Origin of the sequence: Serratia symbiotica (Periphyllus acericola), from assembly GCF_964019515.1 — a bacterium.
GTDB classification, from domain to species: Bacteria; Pseudomonadota; Gammaproteobacteria; order Enterobacterales; family Enterobacteriaceae; genus Serratia; species Serratia symbiotica_D.
On sequence record NZ_OZ026452.1, the window covers coordinates 1,742,141 to 1,767,245 of the forward strand.

26 protein-coding genes and 6 pseudogenes are annotated in these 25,105 nt (G+C 51.5%); 17 read left to right on the forward strand and 15 right to left on the reverse strand.

Translation table 11 applies throughout. The annotated features are described in order from the left end of the window. The first annotated feature begins 18 nt into the window (after positions 1-18). Complete coding sequence (gene sppA, locus AACL06_RS09505; RefSeq protein ID WP_339036999.1) at positions 19-1,860, forward strand: signal peptide peptidase SppA; 1,842 nt, start codon at positions 19-21, stop codon at positions 1,858-1,860. 93 nt (positions 1,861-1,953) lie between these two features. After that, positions 1,954-2,970, forward strand: a complete 1,017-nt coding sequence (ansA, locus tag AACL06_RS09510; RefSeq protein ID WP_339037001.1) for an asparaginase — start codon at positions 1,954-1,956, stop codon at positions 2,968-2,970. Between the two features lie 281 nt (positions 2,971-3,251). On the opposite strand, the gene AACL06_RS09515 is transcribed toward ansA, so the two are convergent. Beyond that, on the reverse strand, positions 3,252-3,524 hold the full coding sequence (locus tag AACL06_RS09515; RefSeq protein WP_339037003.1) for a YeaC family protein: 273 nt from the start codon (positions 3,522-3,524) through the stop codon (positions 3,252-3,254). Positions 3,525-3,587: 63 nt separating this feature from the next. Then, positions 3,588-3,999: pseudogene (msrB, locus tag AACL06_RS09520) on the reverse strand (peptide-methionine (R)-S-oxide reductase MsrB). Positions 4,000-4,049: 50 nt separating this feature from the next. Between msrB and AACL06_RS09525 the strand changes: the two are divergent. The 11 genes and pseudogenes from AACL06_RS09525 to AACL06_RS09575 form a co-directional block, all read left to right on the forward strand. Beyond that, positions 4,050-4,292: pseudogene (locus AACL06_RS09525) on the forward strand (TRAM domain-containing protein); the annotation flags it as partial. A 117-nt stretch (positions 4,293-4,409) separates the two neighbouring features. After that, a pseudogene (locus tag AACL06_RS09530) lies at positions 4,410-4,745 on the forward strand (zinc ribbon domain-containing protein YjdM). A 277-nt stretch (positions 4,746-5,022) separates the two neighbouring features. Continuing rightward, positions 5,023-6,078 (forward strand): PhoH family protein, encoded by a 1,056-nt coding sequence (locus AACL06_RS09535; RefSeq protein WP_339037005.1) that lies wholly within the window; start codon positions 5,023-5,025, stop codon positions 6,076-6,078. Then, positions 6,075-6,575, forward strand: coding sequence for an rRNA maturation RNase YbeY (gene ybeY, locus AACL06_RS09540; protein ID WP_339037007.1), 501 nt, complete (start codon positions 6,075-6,077; stop codon positions 6,573-6,575). Before AACL06_RS09535 ends, ybeY begins: the two co-directional genes overlap by 4 nt. Before the next feature lie 56 nt (positions 6,576-6,631). Continuing rightward, positions 6,632-7,510 carry a CNNM family magnesium/cobalt transport protein CorC gene (gene corC / locus AACL06_RS09545; protein WP_339037008.1) on the forward strand — a complete coding sequence of 293 codons (879 nt, stop codon included), beginning with the start codon at positions 6,632-6,634 and terminating at the stop codon, positions 7,508-7,510. Between the two features lie 7 nt (positions 7,511-7,517). Continuing rightward, entirely contained in the window at positions 7,518-9,047 is a 1,530-nt protein-coding gene (gene lnt / locus AACL06_RS09550) for an apolipoprotein N-acyltransferase (protein WP_339037010.1), read from the forward strand. A gap of 264 nt (positions 9,048-9,311) precedes the next feature. Next, positions 9,312-11,894: a leucine--tRNA ligase gene (gene leuS / locus AACL06_RS09555; protein ID WP_339037012.1), complete on the forward strand. Its 2,583-nt coding sequence runs from the start codon at positions 9,312-9,314 to the stop codon at positions 11,892-11,894. A 14-nt stretch (positions 11,895-11,908) separates the two neighbouring features. Then, the gene (gene lptE / locus AACL06_RS09560; protein ID WP_339037013.1) at positions 11,909-12,466 is read left to right on the forward strand and encodes an LPS assembly lipoprotein LptE; all 558 of its coding nucleotides are present in this window, start codon (positions 11,909-11,911) and stop codon (positions 12,464-12,466) included. Beyond that, entirely contained in the window at positions 12,466-13,497 is a 1,032-nt protein-coding gene (holA, locus tag AACL06_RS09565) for a DNA polymerase III subunit delta (protein ID WP_339037015.1), read from the forward strand. The genes lptE and holA overlap by 1 nt, the downstream gene beginning before the upstream one ends. Next, entirely contained in the window at positions 13,487-14,149 is a 663-nt protein-coding gene (nadD, locus tag AACL06_RS09570) for a nicotinate-nucleotide adenylyltransferase (protein ID WP_339037017.1), read from the forward strand. The genes holA and nadD overlap by 11 nt, the downstream gene beginning before the upstream one ends. A gap of 38 nt (positions 14,150-14,187) precedes the next feature. Continuing rightward, on the forward strand, positions 14,188-14,373 hold the full coding sequence (locus tag AACL06_RS09575; RefSeq protein ID WP_339037019.1) for a hypothetical protein: 186 nt from the start codon (positions 14,188-14,190) through the stop codon (positions 14,371-14,373). A gap of 279 nt (positions 14,374-14,652) precedes the next feature. On the opposite strand, the gene AACL06_RS09580 is transcribed toward AACL06_RS09575, so the two are convergent. The 7 genes and pseudogenes from AACL06_RS09580 to AACL06_RS09605 form a co-directional block, all read right to left on the reverse strand. Next, the gene (locus AACL06_RS09580) at positions 14,653-15,006 is read right to left on the reverse strand and encodes a tail fiber assembly protein (RefSeq protein WP_339037021.1); all 354 of its coding nucleotides are present in this window, start codon (positions 15,004-15,006) and stop codon (positions 14,653-14,655) included. A gap of 2 nt (positions 15,007-15,008) precedes the next feature. Beyond that, on the reverse strand, positions 15,009-15,755 hold the full coding sequence (locus tag AACL06_RS10715) for a phage tail protein (protein ID WP_425336942.1): 747 nt from the start codon (positions 15,753-15,755) through the stop codon (positions 15,009-15,011). A 6-nt stretch (positions 15,756-15,761) separates the two neighbouring features. Next, positions 15,762-16,073, reverse strand: a pseudogene (locus AACL06_RS09585) (phage tailspike protein); the annotation flags it as partial. Positions 16,074-16,582: 509 nt separating this feature from the next. Next, positions 16,583-16,735 carry a hypothetical protein gene (locus AACL06_RS09590; RefSeq protein ID WP_339037022.1) on the reverse strand — a complete coding sequence of 51 codons (153 nt, stop codon included), beginning with the start codon at positions 16,733-16,735 and terminating at the stop codon, positions 16,583-16,585. A gap of 283 nt (positions 16,736-17,018) precedes the next feature. Beyond that, positions 17,019-18,089, reverse strand: coding sequence for a hypothetical protein (locus AACL06_RS09595; protein ID WP_339037024.1), 1,071 nt, complete (start codon positions 18,087-18,089; stop codon positions 17,019-17,021). After that, positions 18,004-18,648 (reverse strand): annotated as a pseudogene (locus AACL06_RS09600) (lytic transglycosylase domain-containing protein). The gene AACL06_RS09595 and the pseudogene AACL06_RS09600 overlap by 86 nt, the downstream one beginning before the upstream one ends. A gap of 172 nt (positions 18,649-18,820) precedes the next feature. Continuing rightward, positions 18,821-19,156 (reverse strand): hypothetical protein, encoded by a 336-nt coding sequence (locus AACL06_RS09605; protein WP_339037026.1) that lies wholly within the window; start codon positions 19,154-19,156, stop codon positions 18,821-18,823. Between the two features lie 3 nt (positions 19,157-19,159). Between AACL06_RS09605 and AACL06_RS09610 the strand changes: the two genes are divergently transcribed. Genes AACL06_RS09610 through AACL06_RS09620 form a run of 3 tightly spaced genes read left to right on the forward strand, consistent with a single transcriptional unit; the run spans position 19,160 to position 20,037 of the window. Further along, entirely contained in the window at positions 19,160-19,321 is a 162-nt protein-coding gene (locus AACL06_RS09610; protein WP_339037028.1) for a hypothetical protein, read from the forward strand. 34 nt (positions 19,322-19,355) lie between these two features. Then, positions 19,356-19,517, forward strand: a complete 162-nt coding sequence (locus tag AACL06_RS09615; RefSeq protein ID WP_339037030.1) for a hypothetical protein — start codon at positions 19,356-19,358, stop codon at positions 19,515-19,517. Next, entirely contained in the window at positions 19,483-20,037 is a 555-nt protein-coding gene (locus AACL06_RS09620; protein WP_339038387.1) for a transposase, read from the forward strand. The genes AACL06_RS09615 and AACL06_RS09620 overlap by 35 nt, the downstream gene beginning before the upstream one ends. Positions 20,038-20,076: 39 nt before the next feature. On the opposite strand, the gene AACL06_RS09625 is transcribed toward AACL06_RS09620, so the two are convergent. Further along, positions 20,077-20,664: a thymidine kinase gene (locus AACL06_RS09625; protein WP_339037032.1), complete on the reverse strand. Its 588-nt coding sequence runs from the start codon at positions 20,662-20,664 to the stop codon at positions 20,077-20,079. A gap of 678 nt (positions 20,665-21,342) precedes the next feature. Here AACL06_RS09625 and hns point away from each other — a divergent pair. Continuing rightward, complete coding sequence (gene hns, locus AACL06_RS09630; protein ID WP_339037034.1) at positions 21,343-21,762, forward strand: histone-like nucleoid-structuring protein H-NS; 420 nt, start codon at positions 21,343-21,345, stop codon at positions 21,760-21,762. Positions 21,763-21,844: 82 nt separating this feature from the next. Here hns and AACL06_RS09635 read toward each other — a convergent pair whose 3' ends face one another. The 5 genes and pseudogenes from AACL06_RS09635 to AACL06_RS09655 all read right to left on the reverse strand — a co-directional run bounded on the left by AACL06_RS09635 (position 21,845) and on the right by AACL06_RS09655 (position 25,080). Then, complete coding sequence (locus tag AACL06_RS09635; RefSeq protein ID WP_339037036.1) at positions 21,845-21,976, reverse strand: hypothetical protein; 132 nt, start codon at positions 21,974-21,976, stop codon at positions 21,845-21,847. Next, a pseudogene (locus AACL06_RS09640) lies at positions 21,960-22,554 on the reverse strand (transposase). The gene AACL06_RS09635 and the pseudogene AACL06_RS09640 overlap by 17 nt, the downstream one beginning before the upstream one ends. Continuing rightward, on the reverse strand, positions 22,487-22,648 hold the full coding sequence (locus AACL06_RS09645; protein WP_339037039.1) for a hypothetical protein: 162 nt from the start codon (positions 22,646-22,648) through the stop codon (positions 22,487-22,489). The pseudogene AACL06_RS09640 and the gene AACL06_RS09645 overlap by 68 nt, the downstream one beginning before the upstream one ends. Positions 22,649-22,715: 67 nt before the next feature. Continuing rightward, positions 22,716-23,726 (reverse strand): NAD-dependent epimerase, encoded by a 1,011-nt coding sequence (locus AACL06_RS09650; RefSeq protein ID WP_339037041.1) that lies wholly within the window; start codon positions 23,724-23,726, stop codon positions 22,716-22,718. Between the two features lie 10 nt (positions 23,727-23,736). Next, positions 23,737-25,080 (reverse strand): UDP-glucose/GDP-mannose dehydrogenase family protein, encoded by a 1,344-nt coding sequence (locus tag AACL06_RS09655; RefSeq protein ID WP_339037044.1) that lies wholly within the window; start codon positions 25,078-25,080, stop codon positions 23,737-23,739. Positions 25,081-25,105: the final 25 nt, after the last annotated feature.

Below are 25,105 nucleotides of genomic sequence, written 5' to 3' on the forward strand. Positions count from 1 at the left end.
ACTTTTGTTGGAGAGCACATGCGCACATTAGGGCAAATTTTTACCAGCACATTTAGGTGGACATGGCGTCTGCTGAACTTTATCAGAGAACTAATCCTTAATTTATTTTTGGTGTTACTGCTCCTGGTTGGCGGTGGTATTTATCTGTACTTTCAAAACTCCACCACTCCGGCCATACCAGAACACGGCGCTCTGCTGGTCGATTTAAGCGGCGTGGTGGTCGATAAACCCTCGATGAACAATAAAGTACGCCAGTGGGGACGTGAACTGCTCAGCGCTTCCAGCAACGGACTACAGGAAAACTCATTGTTCGAGCTGGTTAACATTATCCGTAAAGCCAAGGATGACAAAACCATTACCGGGATGGTATTGCAGTTGAATGACTTTAGCGGTGCTGATCAGCCTTCGCTGCATTATATCGGCAAGGCGCTACGTGAATTCCGTGATAGCGGCAAACCTATCATTGCCATCGGCGACAGCTACAGCCAGATGCAGTACTACTTGGCCAGTTACGCCAACAGGATCTATTTGTCACCACAAGGTTCGGTCGATCTGCATGGTTTCGCCAGCAATAATCTGTACTACAAATCGCTGCTAGAGATGTTCAAAGTTACCTCCCATATTTTCCGCGTTGGAACCTATAAATCGGCGGTTGAGCCGCTGATACGCGACGATATGTCGCTAGCCGCGCGTGAGGCAGATAGCCGTTGGATCGGTGGTTTGTGGCAAAACTATTTGGATACTGTGGCGGCTAACCGTCAGCTCACTCCGCAGCAACTGTTCCCCGGAGCCGACAACGTGCTGACTGGTTTGCAGGCAGCAGGCGGCGATACTGCACGCTATGCGCTAGATAACAAGCTGGTGGATGAACTGGCATCACGCACTGCCATTGAAGACCAGTTGGTGAAAACCTTCGGGTGGAACAAGCGCGCCAATAACTTCAACGCCATCAGCATCTATGACTACCAGCCGAAACCGGCCGATGCTCAGGGCGACGAAATCGCCGTGGTATTTGCCAACGGTGCCATCATGGACGGGCAGCAGGCACCTGGTGCTGTGGGCGGTGATACCACCGCAGCAGAACTACGTCAAGTGCGTCTGGATCCGATTATCAAGGCGGTGGTATTGCGCGTCAATAGCCCAGGCGGCAGCGTCAGCGCATCTGAAGTAATCCGCGCCGAACTGGCTGAGATCCGCGCTGCTGGCAAGCCGGTGGTGGTCTCAATGGGTGGCATGGCGGCCTCTGGCGGCTACTGGATATCGACGCCAGCTGACTACATCATCGCCAGCACAAGCACTCTAACCGGTTCCATCGGCATTTTCGGCATCATCAATACCTATGAGCGAACGCTGGACAGCATCGGCGTGCACACCGACGGCGTGGCAACCTCGCCACTGGCCGATATTACGGCGACCAAAGCCCTGCCACCGACGTTCTCACAGATAATGCAGTTAAGCATTGAGCACGGGTATAAGAACTTTATCGTTCTGGTGGCTAAAGCGCGCAAAATGGTACCGCAGCAGGTAGACCAAATTGCTCAGGGACACGTCTGGTTGGGTAGTGATGCCAAGGCTAACGGGTTAGTTGATCAGTTGGGTGATTTCGACGATGCCGTGAAGAAAGTGGCCGAGCTGGCCAAGCTAAAACAGTGGAAATTGAACTGGTTTGTCGATACCCCAAGCTTGACAGAGATGGTACTTAGCCATTTCAGAGGTTCGATTCACGCCATGCTGCCAGCGGCGATACAAGCGATACTGCCCGCCCCACTCGCATCCGTAGCCATGACAGTGAAAGAACACTACCTGAACGACCCGCAAAACCGCTATGCATTCTGTTTAACCTGCGGAGAAGTCCGCTAACAAATAATTCCACGGCCCGGCGAACGTCGGGCTTTTTTTCTACCACTACCTCCCTATAATTCAGCCCATCTTATCTCGGTTAAGATAATGACCATGCAAAAGAAATCCATTTACGTTGCCTATACAGGCGGCACCATTGGCATGCAACGTTCCGCTCAAGGCTATGTCCCCGTTTCTGGCCAGTTGCAGCATCAACTCGCACTGATGCCGGAATTCCACCGGCTGGAAATGCCAGATTTCACCATCTGCGAATACATTCCGTTGATCGACTCTTCCGATATGACACCTCAAGATTGGCAACACATCGCCGACGATATTAAACAGAATTATGACCGCTACGATGGTTTTGTCATTCTGCACGGCACCGACACCATGGCTTTCACCGCTTCAGCACTATCATTCATGTTGGAGAATCTGGCCAAGCCGGTGATCGTGACCGGTTCGCAGATCCCGCTGGCGGAGCTACGCTCCGATGGTCAAACCAATCTGCTCAACGCTCTGTATCTGGCAGCCAATCATCCGGTGAACGAAGTCTGTCTGTTCTTCAATAACAAACTCTTCCGTGGCAACCGCACCACCAAGGTTCACGCTGATGGTTTCGATGCGTTCGCTTCTCCCAATTTGCCGCCGCTCTTGGAGGTCGGCATCCATATCCGCCGTATTAACGGCATCGCTAGCCCGACCTGCAACGGCCAACTGAATGTGCATGTCATCACACCGCAGCCGATCGGCGTAGTGACCCTTCACCCAGGGATTTCGAACGCGGTAGTGTGCAACTTTTTGCTACAGCCGGTAAAAGCGTTGATCTTGCGTTCCTATGGCGTAGGTAACGCACCGCAGAAAGCCGAGCTGATAGATGAATTGCGTGATGCGTCCGAGCGCGGCATCGTAGTGATCAACCTAACACAGTGCATTTCCGGCAGAGTCAATATGGAAGGGTACGCCACCGGCAATGTACTGGCACATGCGGGAGTGATCAGCGGTTTTGATATGACGGTAGAGGCCACGTTGACCAAACTGCACTATTTGTTAAGTCAACAGCTGACGTCAGCGCAAATCCGCTGCCAGATGCAGCAGGACCTGCGCGGCGAGCTGAGCATTAGCGATTAGCATACGGATAGGAATTGGGGCATCAACCCTTGGCGATCGTCGATGGTTGGTTGCGGCATCGATTTACAACCGGTGAACACCGACCATGACATGACAGGTTGGGGGATTGGTTACCCTGTCACAATTTATCGCGAGTGATCCCCCAGCTTACGCCTGCATTCTGCTTGCTGACCGGTTAAAGCCATCATTACCAGTCAGCACAATATCCTCAGAGTATGACGCAGTTGACAGAAAGTTGAGGTTAATCGCTGACAACACTCCTTATCGCCTTGATCCACGTATTATTGCGGCTTCAGTTTGACCAGTAGCTCGGCAACAAACTGCTGCTTAAGCTGCTGCTTGCTCTTCATCACCATCTGGCCATTGGTGCCGATGCTCATATGTTGAGGATCGATATTGTTTTTCGACTGCCACAGCATCACAGCCTGTAGACTATTTGCTTTCTGCTCTTGCGTCAGTGCTACGCCGTCTGGCCACTTACCCATTTCAACCGCCCGTAGCAAACGCTGGTAGATTTCAGGCGTCATCACCGCAATCAAATCTTGCACGTCCATCAGAACATCTCTCACTTACGGAAGAATAATTAGCTGAATCGATTTTATTAGTAAAATTCCCACTCAACCGGCATTTTTATCACCGTTTTCATTATCGGTAAAAACTCAGCGAAGCCGAGTTGACGCAGAAGCGCTCGCCTGTTGGCTGTGGGCCATCGGAGAATACATGCCCAAGATGCGCGTCACAGTAACCACAGCAGATTTCGATACGCTTAATATTACATTAATTATCAACAAGATAAAGAATTTTATTGTCAGATAGTGGCTGATAAAAACTCGGCCAGACGCAGCCGGAATCATACTTGCTCTCGGAGTAGAGCAACGGCTGATCACAACACAGGCAGTGGTACACACCCTCGCGCTTATTGTGCAGCAATTTACCGGAATATGGGGCCTCGGTGCCTCGCTTTTGAGTCAAATAATATTGGATTTCATTCAGTACAATGGCCGACTGGTCTGGGGGGTTTTTAGGCATTTATACCTGTATCTGAATGTGTAAAATTTCAACAAAAAACTATTTATTGTAAGAAAGTGATGGAACTAGCTGGCCGCACCGAGTGCAACCGCATGGTGAACTTCGAAGGCTCGCCGGAGATGATCGGTCAGTTCGTCGATGTGGAAATTACAGACGTGTGGGCACACTCACTGCGTGGCACCGTGGTGCGCACCGAACAGCAGATGGATCTGCGCGTTTACGAATCCCCGCAGTCGGTGATCACCCGTACCCGCAAAGAGAACGCGTTGGGTGTTGGTATTTACCAGCCTTGACGTGATGGCAGTGTGAACAGGCATCACCGCTCCAGCCATTATCCTTATTGATGATTTTTCCGCCGGGCGCTCACGTCCGGCGGATGTTTTTTCTTTTTACATAAGAGACGATATAATATGAAACTCCCACACTGCCCGCAGTGCCACTCCAAATACACCTATCAGGATCATGCCATTTTTATCTGTCCTTAGTGCGCCCACGAATGGAACGATAGCGTGCAAACAGAATACGAAGACCAGCTGATTGTCAAAGACGCCAACGGCAACTTGCTGTCGGATGGCGATGTGGTGACCGTGGTCAAGGATCTAAAGATCAAGGGCAGCGCGTCAATATTGAAGATCGGCACCAAGGTGAAAAATATCCCCTTGGTGGCAGGCGATCACAACATTGACTGCAAAATCGAGGGTTTCGGCCCCATGAAGCTAAAATCTGAGTTTGTGAAGAAGAGTTGATCCTTACCCTCATTAGATCGGTGATAACGCGACCAGCCTCAGGCAGCACTTTTTCTTTCTCCGGCCTTGAATTACGCCGTTGCTGAACAGATATACCGGTCATACTTCAAGTTGACTGTGCGGTTCAAATCGGTTCCAGACCGATTTGTCGCTGCATTGCCGCTTTCCTGCAACTCGAATTATTTTAGGTAGAGATAATTCTAGATGTCCTAAAAACCCGCGTCATCGACGCATGATGTTTCATCAACCAGGCTTGATGTGAGCCTTGAGGAATAGTTTGAACGTCGCAACACAAGAAATTTTGTTAGAACCCGCAGACAATCAGCGCCTACTCAGCCTGTGTGGTCCTTTTGATGACAATATCAAACAGCTCGAACGCCGGTTAGGCATCGAAATCAAACGCCGCGATAAACGCTTCAAACTGGTCGGCAAGAAGCTGTGCGTGGTGGCCGCCGCCGATATAATACGCTATATGTACGTGGATACCGCGCCAATCCGCGGCCTGATCCCTGATATCGATCCCGAGCAAATCCACTTGGCGATCAAAGAGAGCCGGGTTCTGGAACAGGTAGCTGACAGCGTGCCAGACTACGGCAAGGCGGTCACCATCAAGACCAAACGCAGTATGATGAAACCGCGCACGCCAAATCAGGCGCAGTATATCGCCAATATTCTCGCCCACGACATTACCTTCGGCATCGGCCCAGCCGGTACCGGCAAAACTTACCTGGCGGTCGTAGCCGCAGTAGACGCACTGGAGCGTCAGGAAATCCGTCGCATTTTGCTGACGCGCCCAGCCGTTGAAGCTGGCGAGAAGTTGGGCTTCCTCCAGGGGGATCTAAGCCAAAAAGTCGATCCTTATCTGCGTCCCTTGTACGACGCGCTGTTCGAAATGCTCGGCTTTGAACGCGTGGAAAAGCTGATCGAACGCAATGTGATTGAAGTCGCGCCGCTGGCCTATATGCGCGGACGCACGCTGAACGATGCATTTAGCATTCTGGATGAAAGCCAGAAGACCACCATCGAACAGATGAAGATGTTCCTGACTCGCATCGGCTTCAACTCAAAGGCCGTGATCACCGGTGACGTCACCCAGATCGACCTGCCGCGCAACCAAAAATCCAGCCTGCGCCATGCGGTGGAGGTACTATCAGACGTGGAAGCGCTGAGCTTTAATTTCTTCCACAGTGGAGACGTGGTACGTCACCCGGTGGTTGCTCGCGTGGTCATCGCTTACGAAGCCTGGGAAGCCGCCGAGCAGAAACGCAAAGACGCGATCGCCGAGCAACGTCAGCGCACAGTGAATGTCGATTCACAGCATGATACGCCATGAGTCAAGTGATTTTGGATTTGCAAATTGCTTGTGAAGACAGCAACAATCTGCCCGATGAAACCGCTTTCCAGCGCTGGCTAAGGGCTGTGCTGCTAAAGTTCAAAGAAGAGGCCGAAGTGACAGTACGCCTGGTTGACGAGGCCGAAAGTAACGAGCTAAACCTGACCTATCGCGGTAAGGACAAACCGACCAACGTGCTATCCTTCCAGTTCGAAGCCCCTCCGGGCATTGTGCTACCACTGCTTGGCGATCTGATCATCTGCCAGCAGGTGGTTGAACAGGAAGCTGCCGAGCAAGGCAAAACATCGGAGGCACACTGGGCGCACATGGTTGTCCACGGTAGTCTTCATCTGTTAGGGTATGACCATATCGAAGAAGATGCAGCCGAAGAAATGGAGTCTTTGGAAACCGAAATCATGCACGGGCTAGACTATCCTGATCCGTACTTGGCGGAAAAGACCCAGTCTGATGTCAGCCGTTTCCCCCACAGCCCCTAGCAAGGCTGTCGCTGACGCCCCTTAATTCTAACATGAGTGATATTAACTAGAACGCCATGAGCGACGACCATTCCTCAAGCAATGACAGCCCCAGCCCCAAGAAGGGGTTCTTTACGCTTTTCCTTAACCAGTTGTTCCACGGTGAACCCAAAAACCGCGGCGATCTGGTAGAACTGATCCGTGATTCCGAGCAAAACGACCTGATTGATCCTGATACCCGCGACATGCTGGAAGGTGTGATGGATATCGCGGAGCAGCGCGTGCGCGACATCATGATCCCGCGCTCCCAGATGGTCACGCTCAAACGCAACCAACAGCTTGAAGACTGCCTGGACGTGATTATCGAATCTGCCCACTCGCGCTTCCCAGTGATCAGCGAAGACAAAGATCATATTGAAGGCATCCTGATGGCCAAAGATCTGCTGCCATTCATGCGCAACGATTCCAAGCCATTCAGCATCAATAAGGTGTTACGGCCCGTAGTGGTGGTACCGGAAAGCAAGCGGGTTGATCGGATGCTGAAAGAGTTCCGCTCCCAGCGTTATCATATGGCAATTGTCATTGACGAGTTCGGTGGTGTGTCCGGCTTGGTGACTATCGAAGATATTCTGGAGCTGATCGTCGGCGAAATTGAAGATGAATACGACGATGAAGAAGATCTGGATATCCACCAACTGAGCCGCCATATGTACACCGTACGTGCGCTGGCACCGATCGAAGACTTCAATGAAGCTTTCAACACCTACTTCAGCGACGATGAAGTCGATACCATCGGCGGTTTGGTAATGCAGGTATTCGGCCACCTGCCTGCACGAGGAGAGACCATTGAAATTGAAGGTTACCTATTTAAAGTTACGATAGCCGACAGCCGACGTATTATCCAAGTTCATGTGAAAATCCCAGACGATTCTCCACCACCGAAATTGGAAGAATAAATCCTACATGGCTAAAGCTTCCTACTTTGAGCGCCAGTGGGTTCGCACCCTGCTGGCGCTATTATCCGGTGGCTGCGGAACGCTGGCATTCTCTCCTTACGATATCTGGCCAGCGGCCATCATCTCGCTATTCGGCCTGCAGGCCGTCACCTTAAATCGCACCATCAAACAATCTGCCCTGCTCGGTTTCTGCTGGGGATTGGGGCTGTTTGGCAGCGGGGTTAACTGGGTGTATGTCAGCATTGCCAACTTCGGTGGCATGCCGTTGGTCATCAATATTTTCCTGGTAGCGTTGCTCGCCGCCTACCTATCACTGTATACCGGGCTATTCGCCGGGCTATTGGCGCGCCTCTGGCCAGCCACCCGTTGGTGGCGGCTGGCAATCGCAGCGCCCGTGCTGTGGCAGGTGACCGAATTCCTGCGCGGCTGGGTACTGACGGGTTTCCCCTGGCTGCAATTTGGCTACAGCCAGATTAGCGGCCCGCTGAAAGGCGTGGCACCGCTGCTAGGGATTGATGCCATCACCTTTATGCTAATGACCATCGCCGGGCTGTTAGTGTACGCCGTTAACCAGCGCCGCATAGCGCCTGCGGTGATTGCCGCAGCGCTGCTACTGTTTCCCTGGCCGCTGCGCCAATGGCAGTGGTTTAACCCATTGCCAGAAAAGGCGGTAAACATCGCCATCGTGCAGGGCAGCATTCCACAATCGTTGAAGTGGTCTCCGAAAGCGCTGGTGAACACGCTGCAAACTTACCTGAATGAAACCCGTCCTTATATGGGCAAATCCCCGATCATCATCTGGCCGGAGTCCGCCATCCCAGATTATGAAACCAGCCAGAATAGCTTCCTGACCATGATGGATGAGCGGATGCGTGCGGAAAACAGTAGCCTTATCACCGGCATTGTCGATGTGCGTGCAACGCCACAAGGCCAGAGGATCTATAACAGCGCCATCGTTTTAGGCGAACCTGCACCCTACAGCTATCCGGCCAAAGAACGCTATAATAAGCACCATTTGGTACCGTTCGGCGAGTTTGTACCGTTTGAAACCCTGCTGCGCCCGCTGGCACCGTTCTTCAACCTGCCGATGTCTTCCTTCAGCCAAGGCGATAACATCCAGCCACAACTGCGCGTCAGGGGTTACCACCTGACGACTGCCATTTGCTATGAGATCGTGTTGGGCCAGCAGTTGCACTACAATTTCCGACCAGACACCCACTTCCTGCTGACCCTTTCCAATGACGCCTGGTTCGGTAACTCTATCGGCCCATGGCAGCATTTGCAGATGGCCCGTATGCGGGCGCTGGAGCTGGGTCGCCCGCTACTGCGTAGCACTAACAACGGTGTAACCGCAGCAGTAGATGCTAACGGTGAGGTGATAGCCGAAATCCCGCAGTTCACCCGCCGTGTGTTGGAAGTGAACGTCACCCCAACCACCGGAGTTACACCTTACGCTCGCTTTGGTGACGCGCCATTCTGGGCCATCACCTTGATGCTAGGTGGCTGGGCGCTGATGCTCGGCCAACGCCGCAAATAATCCCCCAAGGCTAAAATGGCAAATAAAATATCCTAATAGGGTAGGTTCTTAGCCTGCAAGTGGCAGTAACGCAGTGTTCATTTTGGCTCGTGTGCAACACGTAGGATCTTATATCCTGCCAAGTTTTTAATGCGTTAAGTTGGGCGCTCGGTGTTGTTGCAGGGAGGTCTTATCAGCTATGCTATGCGCATCTACGCATATTACATCGCCATTGCGTTATCTCTGATTAGGATAACGGTTTTACTTACAGGATCATCAGCCGCCATGCAAGAGCAATACCGTCCAGAAGACATAGAATCGAGCGTACAACTTCACTGGCAAGAGAAGCAAACTTTTAAGGTTACCGAAGACGCCAGCAAGGAAAAATACTACTGCCTATCTATGCTGCCATACCCCTCTGGTCGGCTGCACATGGGGCATGTTCGTAACTATACTATCGGCGATGTCATCTCGCGCTATCAGCGCATGCTAGTTAAAAACGTGCTGCAACCCATCGGTTGGGATGCCTTCGGCCTTCCGGCAGAAGGCGCTGCGGTGAAGAACCACACCGCGCCAGCTCCGTGGACCTACGACAACATCGAATATATGAAGAACCAACTGAAAATGCTGGGCTTTGGCTATGACTGGGATCGCGAGATCGCTACCTGCCAACCTGACTACTATCGTTGGGAACAGTGGTTCTTCACCAAGCTGTACGAAAAAGGTTTGGTCTACAAGAAAACCTCGGCAGTGAACTGGTGCCCACATGATCTGACCGTACTGGCCAATGAACAGGTTATCGACGGCGGCTGCTGGCGCTGCGACACCAAGGTCGAGCGCAAAGAGATCCCGCAGTGGTTTATCAAGATCACTGATTATGCGGATCAACTGCTGAACGATCTAGACACCCTTGAAAGCTGGCCTGAGCAGGTCAAAACTATGCAGCGCAACTGGATTGGACGCTCCGCAGGCGTGGACATCACCTTTGAGGTTGCCAATAGCGATCAGAAGTTGACGGTTTACACCACCCGCCCCGATACCTTTATGGGGGCCACCTATGTGGCCGTGGCCGCAGGCCACCCACTCGCGCAACAGGGCGCACGCAACAACCCGGCACTGGCTGAATTTATCCAACAGTGCAGTGAAACCAAAGTCGCCGAAGCCGAAATAGCGACAATGGAAAAGAAAGGCATGTCGACCGGCCTGTTCGTTACCCACCCATTCAGCGGCGAAAAGCTACCGATCTGGGTGGCTAACTTTGTGTTGATGGAATACGGCACTGGTTCAGTGATGGCGGTGCCAGCTCACGATCAACGCGATTGGGAGTTCGCAACTAAGTATCATCTGCCAATCATACCGGTTATCCTGAACCGGGATGGGAGCCAGCCGGACGTGCACACCGCAGCAATGACCGAGAAAGGTACACTGTTCAACTCCGGCGAGTTCGACGGCCTGAAGAGCCAAGCTGGCTTCAATGCCATCGCTGATAAACTGGTCGCCAACGGCGTGGCTCAGCACAAAGTCAACTACCGTCTGCGCGATTGGGGTGTCTCCCGTCAACGCTACTGGGGTGCGCCAATCCCGATGGTGACGCTGGAAGATGGCACTGTGATACCGACGCCAAAAGACCAACTGCCAGTAATACTGCCGGAAGACGTGATGATGGACGGCATTACCAGCCCGATCAAAGCCGATCCTGAGTGGGCAAAAACCCGCGTCAACGGCCAGCTAGCACTGCGCGAAACAGACACCTTTGATACCTTTATGGAGTCGTCCTGGTACTACGCGCGTTACACCTGCCCGCAGTACCATCACGGCATGCTAGATCCCACTGCCGCCAACTATTGGCTGCCGGTCGATCAATATATCGGTGGTATCGAAAACGCCATCATGCACCTGATATATTTCCGCTTCTTCCATAAGCTGATGCGCGATGCTGGCCTGGTGGACTCCGACGAACCGGCCAAACGCCTGCTGTGTCAAGGTATGGTGCTGGCCGATGCTTTCTACTACACCGGCAGTAGCGGCGAGCGCATCTGGGTTTCCCCAACTGACGCCACCGTTGAGCGTGACGTCAAGGGCCGTATTGTCAAAGCTGCCGATCCACAAGGGCGCGAACTGGTCTATGCTGGCATGAGCAAAATGTCTAAGTCGAAGAACAACGGCATCGACCCGCAAGAGATGGTAGAGAAATACGGCGCGGACACCGTGCGTCTGTTCATGATGTTCGCCTCACCGGCTGAAATGACGCTGGAATGGCAAGAGTCCGGTGTAGAAGGGGCTAGCCGTTTCCTGAAACGCGTCTGGAAACTGACCTACGATCACCTTGAGAAAGGCGCGGTACAGCCGCTGGACGTCACCACATTGAATGAAGATCAGAAAACGCTGCGCCGCGATCTGCACAAAACCATCGCCAAGGTGAGCGACGATATCGGCCACCGACAAACTTTCAACACCGCGATCGCCGCCGTGATGGAGCTGATGAACAAGCTGGCGCGTGCACCGCAGGAAAGCGAACAGGATAGCGCCCTACTGCAAGAAGCACTGCTGGCCGTGGTTCGTATGCTTTACCCGTTTACCCCGCATATAGGTTTTTCGCTGTGGCAGGCACTGGGCGGCGAAGGCGATATTGACACCGCGCCTTGGCCCGTTGCCGATGAACAAGCCATGGTCGAAGATTCCAAACTGGTGGTAGTGCAAGTTAACGGCAAGGTGCGTGCAAAAATCACCGTAGCAGCCGATGCAACCGAAGAACAGGTGCGAGCGCGCGCTGCCGAGGAACATCTGGTGGCTAAATATCTGGACGGGGTTACACTTCGTAAAGTGATCTATGTTCCGGGAAAACTGCTTAACCTGGTAGTGGGTTAACACAAGGAGGAATTGTGCGACAACGTATTCTGACGCTATTGCTGGGGTTAGTGATGCTGGTCACTGCTGGCTGCGGTTTTCACCTGCGTGGCACCACGCAGGTTCCTCAGGAAATGAAAACGCTGATATTGGACAGCCCGGATCTTTACGGGCCATTGACCCGTGCAGTGCATCAACAATTACGCCTGAACGGCTTTGCCATCGTCAAAGATGCAAAGCGTACGGACGTTCCATCCCTGAGCATCATTAACACTCGCGAGAGCCAGGACACCGCGTCAATCTTCCAGAATGGTAAAACCGCCGAGTATCAAATGGTACTGACGGTGCAGGCACAGGTACTGCTTCCTGGTCAAGACCTCTACCCCTTGTCAGTAAGCGTGTTCCGTTCATTCTTTGACAACCCGCTGACCGCGCTGGCAAAAGATTCCGAGCAGGAAATCATTCGTCAGGAAATGTGCGATCAGGCCGCACAGCAATTAGTGCGTAAACTGCTAACGGTGCATGCAGCGGCAGAAGAAACCCATCGGCAAGCCACTGCCATCGGTGAAAAATCGACCATTGACGCCGCGTAATGATCCGCCTTTACCCTGAGCAACTTGCCGCACAGCTCCGAGAAAAGCTGTGCGCGTGTTATTTATTGAGCGGCAATGAACCGCTGATGTTACAGGAAAGCCAGGATTTGATCCGACAGGCCGCGCAGCAGCAGTTCAGCGAGCACCACAGCATTTCTCTCAATGCCCATACCGACTGGGATACCATCTTCAGCATTTGCCAGGAAATGAGCCTGTTCGCTAGCCGCCAAACACTGCTGCTAATGTTTCCGGAAAACGGCCCGACTGAGCCGATTGGAGATCAGTTGATCAAACTTTCTGCCCTGCTGCATAACGATATATTGCTGATATTGCGCGGCCCACATTTGACCAAGGCACAGGAAAACAGCGCCTGGTTTAAAGCACTCAGCACAAAGGCTGTTTGCGTCAGTTGCCAAGCGCCGGAACAAATGAAACTTCCTCGCTGGGTTGCCGCTCGCGCCAAACTTATGAAGCTGGAATTAGACAACGCGGCCAATCAATTGCTGTGTTACTGCTACGAAGGCAACCTGCTGGCGCTGTCGCAGGCGCTGGAAAGGCTATCGCTACTACACCCTGATGGCAAACTCACCCTACCGCGCGTCGAGCAGGCAGTTAACGATGCCTCTCACTTTACGCCGTTCCATTGGCTGGATGCCCTACTGGCAGGCAAGAGCAAACGCGCTTGGCATATTTTGCAGCAGTTGCAGCAGGAGGATATCGAGCTGACGATCCTACTGCGTATTTTGCAACGTGAACTGCTGCTGTTGCTGACCCTACAACGCCGTATGGCTTCAGTGCCGCTGCGCACGCTGTTCGATCAGCACAAGGTCTGGCAAAATCGCCGAAATCTGATGACCCAGGCAGTACAACGGTTGTCTGCCAGCCAACTGCAGCATGCGGTGCAACAGCTGGCGCAGATTGAACTGAACCTCAAGCAAGACTATGGTCAGTCGGTTTGGCAACCGTTAGAAACCCTGTCAATGCTGCTGTGCGGCAAAACCCTGCCTGCGAGTTTTACCTATGGTCAATAATCCGCCAAGCAACAGCACACTGCAGGCCTTGTTTGGTGGCACCTTTGATCCGATCCATTATGGTCATCTGCGGCCGGTTGAAGCGCTGGCCGCAGAGGTAGGCCTGGATAGTGTCACCCTGTTGCCGAACCATGTGCCACCGCACCGCCCACAGCCTGAAGCCAACGCGCCACAACGGCTAAAAATGGTGGAGTTGGCGATCACCGGCAACCCACTGTTTACGGTTGACGATCGCGAACTGCACCGCACCACCCCTTCTTATACTATCGAAACCTTGGAGGCAGTGCGTGAAGAACGTGGCATGATGATGCCGCTGGCGTTTGTCATTGGCCAGGACTCGCTGTCGAAGCTGCATAAATGGTATCGCTGGCAGTCACTGCTTGATCTTTGCCACCCACTGGTACTGGCACGCCCAGGTTACCATGATCGTCTGGATACGCCGGAGCTACAGCAGTGGCTGGAACGCCATTGCGTTACCGATGCCATGCTGCTCAGCCAGCAACCGCATGGCTATATCTACCTGGCTGACACACCAGAGCTGGAAATTTCCGCTACAGAGATCCGCCAGCGTCATCATCAGGGGATAAACTGCGACGATCTTCTGCCACGCTCGGTGCAGCGCTATATCGAGTTGCAGGGTTTATATCGCTAGTGTGGTGCGCATGGTGTAGCGCTGCTATTTTTCAGGTATTGTTGAAAACCCAGCTGGACTCTCAACGGCATCTTAGTGACACTATCATCACGCTGGGGTATACATGGGCATTTACCCTGCCGCAGTCAACTAAACAGCACAAACCTGAGGGGGAACATTTGCAAGGTAAAGCGCTCATACATTTAAAATATTTAATTAAATTCAATAACTTAATTGATTTATAGATTATAAAATAAGCTACAAAAGATGCCAATTTACTACATTTTCACTACGAAAAATAAATAAGTTAACAATCATTTTGACCTTGCTTTTATCCTAGAAATCACCAATCTTCTGAAACGGACAATGCATAGATCCACCGCGCTCCACACCAAGTAGGGGATAACATAGCCTCCAACATAAAAACCCCAACACGGTTATTCAAAACCGCGCGGCGGCTCAGGTCAATCAATATCAGGCGCTAGCGTAGGTTCGATACGACACGCCGCCACCCGAAAACGTTTTCACTCGGTTAGCTTAGCGTATTTCTCCTCCGTTACGATACCGAGATCGACAGCATCCTGAAGCTGGCCTACCGTCAGTCCCGCCTTGATCAGCCATTGCTCCCGTTGATAGTCTGCTGACGATACCAGTTGCTCATATGTGGGCGGTGGGGGTGGCGGAATATCTACCCATTCCGGGTAGCCTTTGTCGTCTGCACCACGCATCTTACCTGGGGGTGCATGACCGATATAGGTCTTAAACACCTCTTCATCCACCAATACCCCATCCTCTGGCCATGTGCCAGACGCCTCATAATCTTCCTTTATCACAAGTGGGTAGAAAGAAGCATTTTTTGCATTAAACATGTAGTCCATGGTTATTTTCCTATCGCCAGCCAGTGCATGCCACAGTCCCAGTCACTGTGCACATTTCCAAAAATTTGCTTATTCCAGTTAAACCCATCGTTGTTGTAACCGCCCATTAGAGGCCCATAGTCATATGACTTATCCCACGCGTTACGCCCCGGCCAGTACGGTGTTAGCGATATTGCCCATACACCTTCATGAAAAGGGACGTTAAAACTTTGCCAAAGATTGGCATCCTCATTAATGCCTCGGGTGACCGTTTGTCCGCATTGAATGATAAATCCGGTGTTCTCATCCTTACGCCAACCTACCCCTTCAGATATCCTTGCCAGGCCACGGGTAAAAACTTCGTGATAAAGTCGATACCGTTTCCCATCCAGGGAGAATCCGCCTATGGCAAAAGCATTATCGGTATCTAAACCAAAATAAGTGGTAAAATCCCCCTCACGGTGTAGCAATAGCGCGGCTTCCGCATCTTTATTGCCTTGGTTACTGATTTCCAGCGCGGGTTTCCCGTTGCCCTTCGCAGCAGATAAATGCGGAGTATCGTTAGACATAAACGTTGTGCATTTCGATCCATTCGGTGGGTATCTCGCCCCCACCGTCATGACATCCCCAAGGTTTACCCCTTTTGCGCCAGTGAACGCGTCCGTCACCGATTTTGGCGTTGCCGCCGTGGTCTCATCGTTGCTGTTTGTCTCATCGCTGAGTTTGGTGACCCAAAAATCGGTTAGCGATGCGCGTGCAGTGTGACCCACGTTCTTTGGAAAATAGAACTGCGGTACAGTACGCGCGTCATAAACCGCCATCGAATGACTTTGTTTGGTCACAAACTTGGCAATCTGACCGTTATAAACCGGATACCCCCCGAAATTAAGCAGTATAGGCTGGGCAACAGGGACACATGACCCATATTCATTCTCCAGATACACCTGTATTTGGTTTTCGGGGAGTGTTGGGTCTTTATACATCTCACCAACGTAAATCTTCCCTCCTGAAGCCGCTTTAAACGTTCGCGCTAACGTAAACAGTTGGGACGGCATAGCCGCAACAATGTTGGGTGTTGTGTCTGACATGGTTGATTCTCCATATAGGCGAAAGCCCCGCAAGGCACGCTTTGCGGGAGGATTGTTTTTGAGAAAATATTAATCTTTAGGGTTATCGTCTCTTTCGGAAAGCCCGCCGATAACACCTTGCCGTGCAATGGCCTGTTTATCTTCGCGTGTCAGCGTTCAAAAAAACGCTTTCCAGGCAGGGTCGTTGGCGATACGTGCTTCCATTTCTGCGATCAACGGCTTGTTGCCCCCGCTCAGACAGGCGAGGGCCGTTGGACTGCTGTACGATGGCACGGAACTCGGGAGAGGCCAGTAACCTGTCCGCAGCCACACTCCGTGCCGTACGGTTGGCTTATTTAGCCGCCATGCCTGCAACCGCGCCATCACTCAGTGTCGGCCGCACCACGGGTATATGACCCAGAAGGGTAGACACGAACGCCCCCCCTGCCATGGCGATAGATCTTGTCCAGCACGCCATATTTGGCATCAAACTGTGTGATAAATGTCACTGGCCCGTCTAAACATTCCCTTCACGCGCCTGTCTGTGCGCCCAGTTCACGCTCCACCATCGGCATAGTGCAGGAAGATTTCAAACCCTGGTACCAGTCAACAAACCCAGGCAAGTGGAACGCGTTTTTTTTACGGCTGCCTTGACTAAAGGCATCGCGCAGTGACGTGGCCACCGCCTCTCGCCGAATCCTATGTGACGGGATATCCTATTGCAGCGCCCTAAATCCTTTGGCATCTCCTTTGGCCAGATTTAGCAAGGCTACCCCGGCCTTGGTGCTAATATCACCCGGTAAGTCTTTACCTAGCATACCGGTCAACGCGTCCTACATGGTATGCTGGACACGGGTCAGCTTTTTAGCGGCCTGCCATTTAGCCGCCATGCCCGCATCAACAGCCGCCTTTTCCTGATCAGGCGTCAGCATCGCATAAAGCTACTTGAGCGCCTCTGTTTCCTTATCACGGAATGGCCCCGTGTTTTTTACCGATTGCCTGCCACATCTGCTTACGGATAGTGTCCAGTCTGGCGTAAGTAGGTACCGTAGCATCAGGCCCCGCAGGAGCCACCGCGTTATAAACCTGTTTTTCCTTTGTCGATAAATACTCTGCCCCCCAGAGTTCGTCCGCCTTGCGATCCAGGTAGCGAATAATGTTTTGGGCCTCAACGGGTTGACCCTTGGGGATCGCTGTTGTGATCTGGTTATAAAGTTGATCGGATTTGCTTTGCACTTTCGCTATGCCGCGCTGGAAAGAGGATAAAAAATTATCGTTCATGGCGGCCTTGTCAGGCAACGCGCCTGCGGCATCAGTCAACGTTGAGGCCCGTTTTGCGATTTTGGCCAGCGCCTGGTTTTCCTGCGCCGCCAGTTGCGAACCGGGAACCGATTTCAGGGCCTGTTCAAAGTCTCGATAGGCAGCATTACCAGACACATGGGACAGCAGCAAATCCTCTTCGCTCAGCCCCAATTGCCTGGCGGCATCGATAACTTCCTGGCGGGGGGCGACATCCTTTGCGGTCTCCGCCATGTTTGCCGGGATGGCGTGATCGGCTACCGCCCCTACACGCACGGCTACCTGTTTCATGTCGGGTATATCTGGCTCAGCCACGGGTACTGCTGCCCGCCCTTCACGGGGGACTGCATCCCTTAACACCCCTGCAATGCGCCCGCCGCCCGCGACAATGCCTCGACCTATCGCACTCCCCGCCAGATTACCCACCAAATTGTGATTCTGTGTCCCCTGCGAGAGCGCACCTGGGGTGTTCTCAGCCAAAAGTGTGGCAGCCTGCGTCGCCAGGCGTTCGGCACGCCCCGACGTTGCCGCTGCGGTACGTTCAGCGCCCAAGCCGGTGATCAGGTATGGCCCCATCTCAGCCGCCAGTTGCGCGTAAGGATCCGTGGGTTTCATACTCTCGGGGAGTTCAAAACGTCCGATGGAGGTGTAATCAGCAGGACGCCCGGCCAGGGCCGCCTCGGCATGGTTCACCGTACCAGCCAGCGCGTCGTAAACGGTTGGCACAATATTGGCCACATTCACGGCGGCCTGCTTGCCTGATCTGCATCAACTCGTTTTTGCTACCCGGCTGCGCAGCCTGTGTCCACGGCGCAAAACGCGGATCCATCACATAACCTACTGTTTCTGCAGGAATTTGCGTTTTCTCCCCTCGAAGGAACTTCCGCATGTTGCTTGGCCCCCAGTTGTAGGCTGCCAGCGCGTCAGGAACGTTGCCATGCGCGTAAAGCATCTGCTTGAGGTAGCGTGCGCCAGCCTCGATCTGAAGTCATGGATCGCGTTTTAGCGCGTCCGGGTCATAACCTATCCCCCGTGCCGTGTCGGGCATGATCTGCGTCAGCCCGATGGCCCCTTTTCCGCTGGTCGCCCCGGTATTGCCGCTGCTCTCCTTGCTAATCACTGCGTTGAGCAATCCTGGCGGCAGGCCAAACCGCTGCTCGGCAGTAGCAACCGGATCACCGTCATTATTCTGCGGTGACGCAGGATCGGCCGTGTGTGGTGGGTATTTTGTCCACGGCTCCGCCAAAGGGGGCGTGTCTATAGGCCTGTTTTGGTATTTTTCCCAGGGACCTGCCATAACTACTTTCTCCAGTTAGTAGGGTTACCCGGATCGCCACCCATAAAGGTGTAACCCCCTTCACGCTGTCCAGGGCGCGGAACGGCGGCGTTGCGCTGATCTTCTGCTGGTAAGTATCGATGGTAGACTTCTCGCGCCTTAAGTTGGTTACCTGTCGATCCAGTACCTTCTGCTAGCTATCGATAGCCGAGAGTGCTGCCTTGGGTGACATGTTTTGGTTGATATTCAGGAAGGCCCGCGCCGCCCCTTCTACCTCAAGATTAGTTATCCCGCCCCCTGTGCCTTTCAGGCTGACTACCCCCATCTGACACGCCTGCCCCTTCATCTGTTCTATCCATGCCCAGGCATCCGCTGCCGCTGTACCGGGGATGATTGACTTAATGCCTCCGCCAAAACCGAACACACCGTAAAACACCTTGGGGTCAATTCCTTTCACACGGTTTAGGTTGTCCAGCATGTTCGAGACCTGATCGACATGGTTTTGATACGCGCCCACGTAGTCCTGCATCTTTTGTACGGCATTTTGCTGGGTAGTCTGCGCCTTGCTGTTCTTTTCTCCCTCTTTCAGGCTCAGTTCCCACTGCTTGTTGGCAATATCTTCCTGGTTCTTTTACGCCGTCAGGCTCAGGCGCTGTTGTCCCAGGTCGAGATTGGCCTGAGCAATCCGCCCTGACTGTTGCAGATGGGCGTTTTTACTTTGCAGGGGGTTGTTGAATAAATCAAACCTTTGGCCGGCACGAGGATCAGATCACTATCCTTCTGTCAAAATAGCGACATTCCGTGGCCCAGCAAAAGTTCAACATCACCAACTGAAAGGCTTACAACAACGCCCTTATCGCTCGGGGTTCACTCACTTTCTCGGTGGATGAAACGGCACTTCACGCCTGGTACTGCGAGGCAAAACCTTCTCTGCGTGGTCGCCCACCACATTATTCCGATATGGCAATCACCAGCGTATTGATGCTGAAACGGATTTTCGGCCTGACACTTCGCGCCCTACAGGGCTTCTTCGATTCCATTGTCACACTGATCAAAGTGCCGTTGAACTGCCCGGACGACACCTGCATCAGTAAGCGGGCGAAGTCCGGCCATGTCCCGTTTAAAACCCCAACGCCGGGTGAAATTGCGCACCTCGTTATCGACTCTAGCGGGCTCAACGTGTTGGGTGAAGGGGAGTGGAAGGTAAAAAAACACGGTCAGGGGAAAAGTATCATAGGCTACCACCGACGTTCGATAGCGGCAACAGCGAGGTACAGAGTAAAACAGCTATTTGGTGGTCACCTGTCGCTGCGAGATTATGATGGGCAAGTTGCAGAGGCGCTGGCCATGATCTGTGCATTAAACAAGATGCCGCTCGCCGGTATGCCAGAAAGTGTACGCCTTGCCTGAAAGATGCCAATTCACGGGACTCTTTATTCCAAATCCGATTTATTCAACAAAGCAGTAAATAGACTCTTTATAATGCTTGCGGCATACAGAAACATAGCTCTCATTACCCCCTGTTACCACTTGCTCGCCAGCTTGCGTCGCCTGACCATTTTCATCCAGCCGCAGCACCCGGTTCGCTTTTCTTCCGCAGTGACAGATGGTTTTCAATTCAACCAACTTATCAGCCCAGGCTAGCAAGTATTGGCTACCGATAAACAACTCCCCCAGAAAATCGGTACGCAGGCCGTAACACAACACCGGAATATCCAATTGGTCTACGACATCGCATAGTTGCTCTACCTGCGCTTTGGTCAGAAATTGGCTTTCATCCAGTAAAACGCAATGAATCGGCTGCTGTTGATGCTGATGACTGATCATAGTGTACAGTATAGAGTCGTTATTATAGAGCTGTGCCAGAGAAGACAGGCCAATGCGCGAACTCACCTTACCCATACCAAAACGGTGATCAATTTCAGCGGTAAACACCAGCGTGCGCATACCACGTTCTTGATAATTATATGAAGATTGCAACAATGCGGTAGATTTTCCGGCATTCATAGCAGAGTAATAAAAATAAAGTTGAGCCATGAGCCAGCAACTCCAATAGTATAAGAAATATTCAGACCTAACTCTTGGCAGCCAGTGTACCACAGCAAGTCCGCATGCTCAGCCTTCACGAGTACAATCACCTGCTTTAGGTAATAATGCGCTTTCACTATGAAACATATCGTTCTACGCTCGCCTAGCTTATACATCTATTTGCGGGATAATCACTATCTGACAGCACTATTAATTATTTCTGATGTAGATGCCCACATTAATGCCTAGAATAGTGCACGTTACCAACTTGTGCGTTGAATAGCGCTGGAAGCGTATTAAACAGCGCTGAGGTATTTAATGGCATCAGATGACCAAAACAGTACACTTTGGCGTAGTCTTTAGCGGTATATCCGCCAATCTCGGCAATGTTTACCAAGCCTTTGCGCGGTTACCCCTGTAAAGCTCATTGCAATAATGATACAAATTACTGCTATTACTTATCCATAAAAGCCTTTTTATGCATCAACATACCACAACTACTGTAAATTTGACTTAAAATTAAAGTGGTAATACTTAATAATCCTATCTATATTAGCTTGTCAGATCTGATTGACCATTTTTTAAAACGGTTAATTTGAGTATTAAGACCATGTTAGCTATTGCAGAAAAGAAAAGAGCACTCTATTATTATACACACCCACACCAATATAATTTGAGACTAGGACAATGAGCGAAGCATTAAAGATTTTGAACAACATCCGCACTATACGCGCTCAGGCAAGAGAATGTAGCCTGGAAACGCTGGAAGAAATGCTTGAGAAACTGGAAGTTGTCGTGAATGAACGACACGAAGAAGAAAGTCAGGCTCAAGCAGAAATTGAAGAACGCACTCGCAAATTGCAACAATATCGTGAAATGATCATTGCTGATGGCATCGATCCAAATGAATTGTTGCAAACTATGGCGGCGACTAAAGCAGTGGGTAAAGTAGTGGGTAAAGCAAAGCGTGCGACACGTCCTGCTAAATACCAATATAAAGATGAAAATGGCGAACTCAAAACCTGGACAGGTCAAGGCCGTACTCCAGCGGTGATTAAGAAAGCTATCGAAGAGCAAGGTAAATCTTTGGATGATTTCCTGTTGTAATAACTCCTAGCTCCGTATACATAAGGCTCTCCTTAGGGGAGCCTTTTTTGCAACATTATAAGCCGAACTGACGATTACCTTCTTAGGTAAATATCTGAAAATACCGTATCAAGTTTCTCCGGCGAATTATCTGCAATGCAGGTGGCTTTGTTGAATAAATCGGATTTGGAATAAAGAGTCCCGTGAATGGGCATCTTTCAGGCAAGGCATACACTTTCTGGCATACCGGCGAGCGGCATCTTGTTTAATGCATAGATCATGGCCAGCGCCTCTGCAACTTGCCCATCATAATCTCGCAGCGACAGGTGACCACCAAATAGCTGTTTTACTCTGTACCTCGCTGTTGCCGCTATCGAACGTCGGTGGTAGCCTGTGATAATTTTCCCCTGACCGTGTTTTTTTACCTTCCACTCCCCTTCACCCAACACGTTGAGCCCGCTAGAGTCGATAACGAGGTGCGCAATTTCACCCGGCGTTGGGGTTTTAAACGGGAAACGGGACATGGCCGGACTTTGCCCGCTTACTGATGCAGGTGTCGTCCGGGTAGTTCAACGGCTCTTTGATCAGTGTGACAATGGAGTCGACGAAGCCCTGGAGGGCGCGAAGTGTCAGGCCGAAAATCCGTTTCAGCATCAATACGCTGGTGATTGCCATATCGGAATAATGTTGTCGGCGACCACGCAGAGAAAGTTTTGCCTCGCAGTACCAGGCGTAAAGTGCCGTTTCATCCACCGAGAAAGTGAGTGAACCCCGAGCGATAAGGGCGTTGTTGTAAGCCTTCCAGTTGGTGATGTTGAACTTTTGCTGGGCCATCGAATGTCGCTATTTTGACAGAAGGAGAGTGATCTGATCCTCGTGCCGGCCAAATGTTTGATTTCTTCAACAATGCCAATGCAGGTATAAAAAAGGAGCCGTAGCCACTCTATTATCCCTGCATCTACACAACTACTCAATCATTGAAATTTATAAAATTCCCGGTACCAATTTACAAAGCTTTTTACCCCTTCCTGCACGCTAGTTGCCGGTTCAAAACCGATAGCTTTGTGAAGCTCAGCGATATCTGCATGAGTATCCAAAATGTCACCAGATTGCATTGAAAGCATATTTTTATGCGCAGTTATCCCTAACGCATGTTCGAGCGCACTGATATATTCCATCAGCTTTACTGGGGTGTTGTTACCGATATTATAAACATGATAAGGTGCGGAACTAGTAGTCGGCGATCCCTCTTCCACAACCCATTCTGGATCCGCCTGAGGTATAATCGCTTGCAATCGCACTATGGCTTCAGTGATATCATCAATATAGGTAAAATCGCGGTACATTTCACCATGGTTATATACATCAATGCTATCCCCCGCCAATATGGCCTTGGTAAACTTGAATAGTGCCATATCTGGCCTGCCCCAAGGGCCATATACAGTAAAGAAGCGCAATCCGGTGGTGGGAATACCGTATAAATGGGAATAGCTATGCGACATCAGTTCATTGGCTTTCTTGGTCGCCGCATACAGTGATATAGGGTGATCAACGGAATCTTCAGTAGAAAATGGCAGCTTACGATTCAGGCCATAAACTGAACTGGAAGAGGCATACAACAAATGCTCAGCTTTATTACGACGACAGCCTTCCAGTACATTTAAATGGCCAATAAGATTTGCATCAGCGTAGGCCAACGGGTTTTCTAGCGAGTATCGCACACCAGCCTGAGCAGCCAGATGAATAACCCGTTGAAAGTTATGCTCGGCAAATATTGCCGCTATCCCCTCGCGGTCAGCCAAATCCAATTTAATAAACTGAAACCTTGGCTTATTAACCAACAGATCAAGACGAGCCAGTTTCAGAGCCACATCATAGTAATCATTCAGGTTGTCGATACCGACAATCTGATGCCCGTCGGCCAACAATCGCGCTGCTACATTATAACCAATAAATCCTGCGGCACCTGTAACCAGGAATTTCATTCCCTCCCCCTTAAATTACTGGCTTAATAGAGGAGCCACGGCCAATTGCATAATAGGTAAAACCACAGTTTTTAAGACGTTCAGGATCAAATAAGTTGCGACCATCAAAGATGACCGGTTGCTTTAACGCCCCTTTGATAATATCGAAATCCGGTGAGCGGAAGCTCTGCCACTCGGTACAGATCACCAAAGCGTCAGCACCTTGTAGCGCAGCCTCTTTTGTATCCATCACTTTGAGATCATTACGTTGGCCATAGATGCGCTGAACCTCAAGCATCGCTGCTGGATCGTAAGCCTGTACCGTGGCTCCAGCCTGCCATAACTGTTCCATCAACACACGGCTGGACGCTTCACGCATATCGTCGGTATTAGGCTTGAACGCCAACCCCCACAGGGAGAAAGTTTTACCCTTCAGATCTTCACCAAAGTAGTCGCTAATAAGCCTGTTTAGCTTGTATTTCTGCTGATAGTTAACCTGATCAACCGCCTGTAACAGCTTCGGCTGGTAGCCGATGTGTTCCGCAGTGCGGATCAGCGCTTGGACGTCTTTCGGGAAGCAGGAACCACCGTAGCCGCAGCCTGGATAGATAAAGTGATAGCCGATACGTGAATCGGAACCGATACCCTGACGCACTTTTTCGATATCCGCACCCAGCATTTCCGCCAAGTTCGACATTTCGTTCATAAAGCTGATTTTTGTCGCCAGCATGCAGTTGGCGGCATACTTGGTCAATTCAGCACTACGGATATCCATCATTATCATACGATCATGATTGCGGTTGAACGGCTCGTACAGTTCACGAATAGGTTCGATCATCTCTTTGCTGTCGCTACCGATAACGATGCGATCAGGGCGCATGCAGTTGGCGACCGCAGCCCCTTCCTTCAGAAACTCCGGGTTGGACACCACATCGAACGGCACGTTTCTGCCGCGTTTTTCCAACGTTGTGGCCATCACCTGACGCACCTTATCCGCTGTGCCGACCGGCACGGTGGACTTGTCAACCACAACTTTACGAGCGGTCATGTGCTCGGCGATAGTACGCGCTACTGCGGTCACGTATTGCAAATCGGCAGAACCATCCTCGTCCGGCGGTGTGCCAACGGCGATGAATTGGATAGTGCCGTGAGCAATGCCTGCCTTTGCGTCGGTGGTGAAATGCAGGCGGCCAGCTTCATAGTTTTGCTGCACCAACGGTGCCAGGCCAGGTTCAAAAATAGGGATATTCCCTTTTTTCAAGTTTTCGACTTTATGCTCATCAACGTCAATACACATAACGTCATGACCGACCTCAGCCAGCACCGCTGCTTGCACAAGACCAACATAGCCAATGCCAAAAACTGTAACTTTCATGGGAAAATCCTAGTTCTTCAAATTA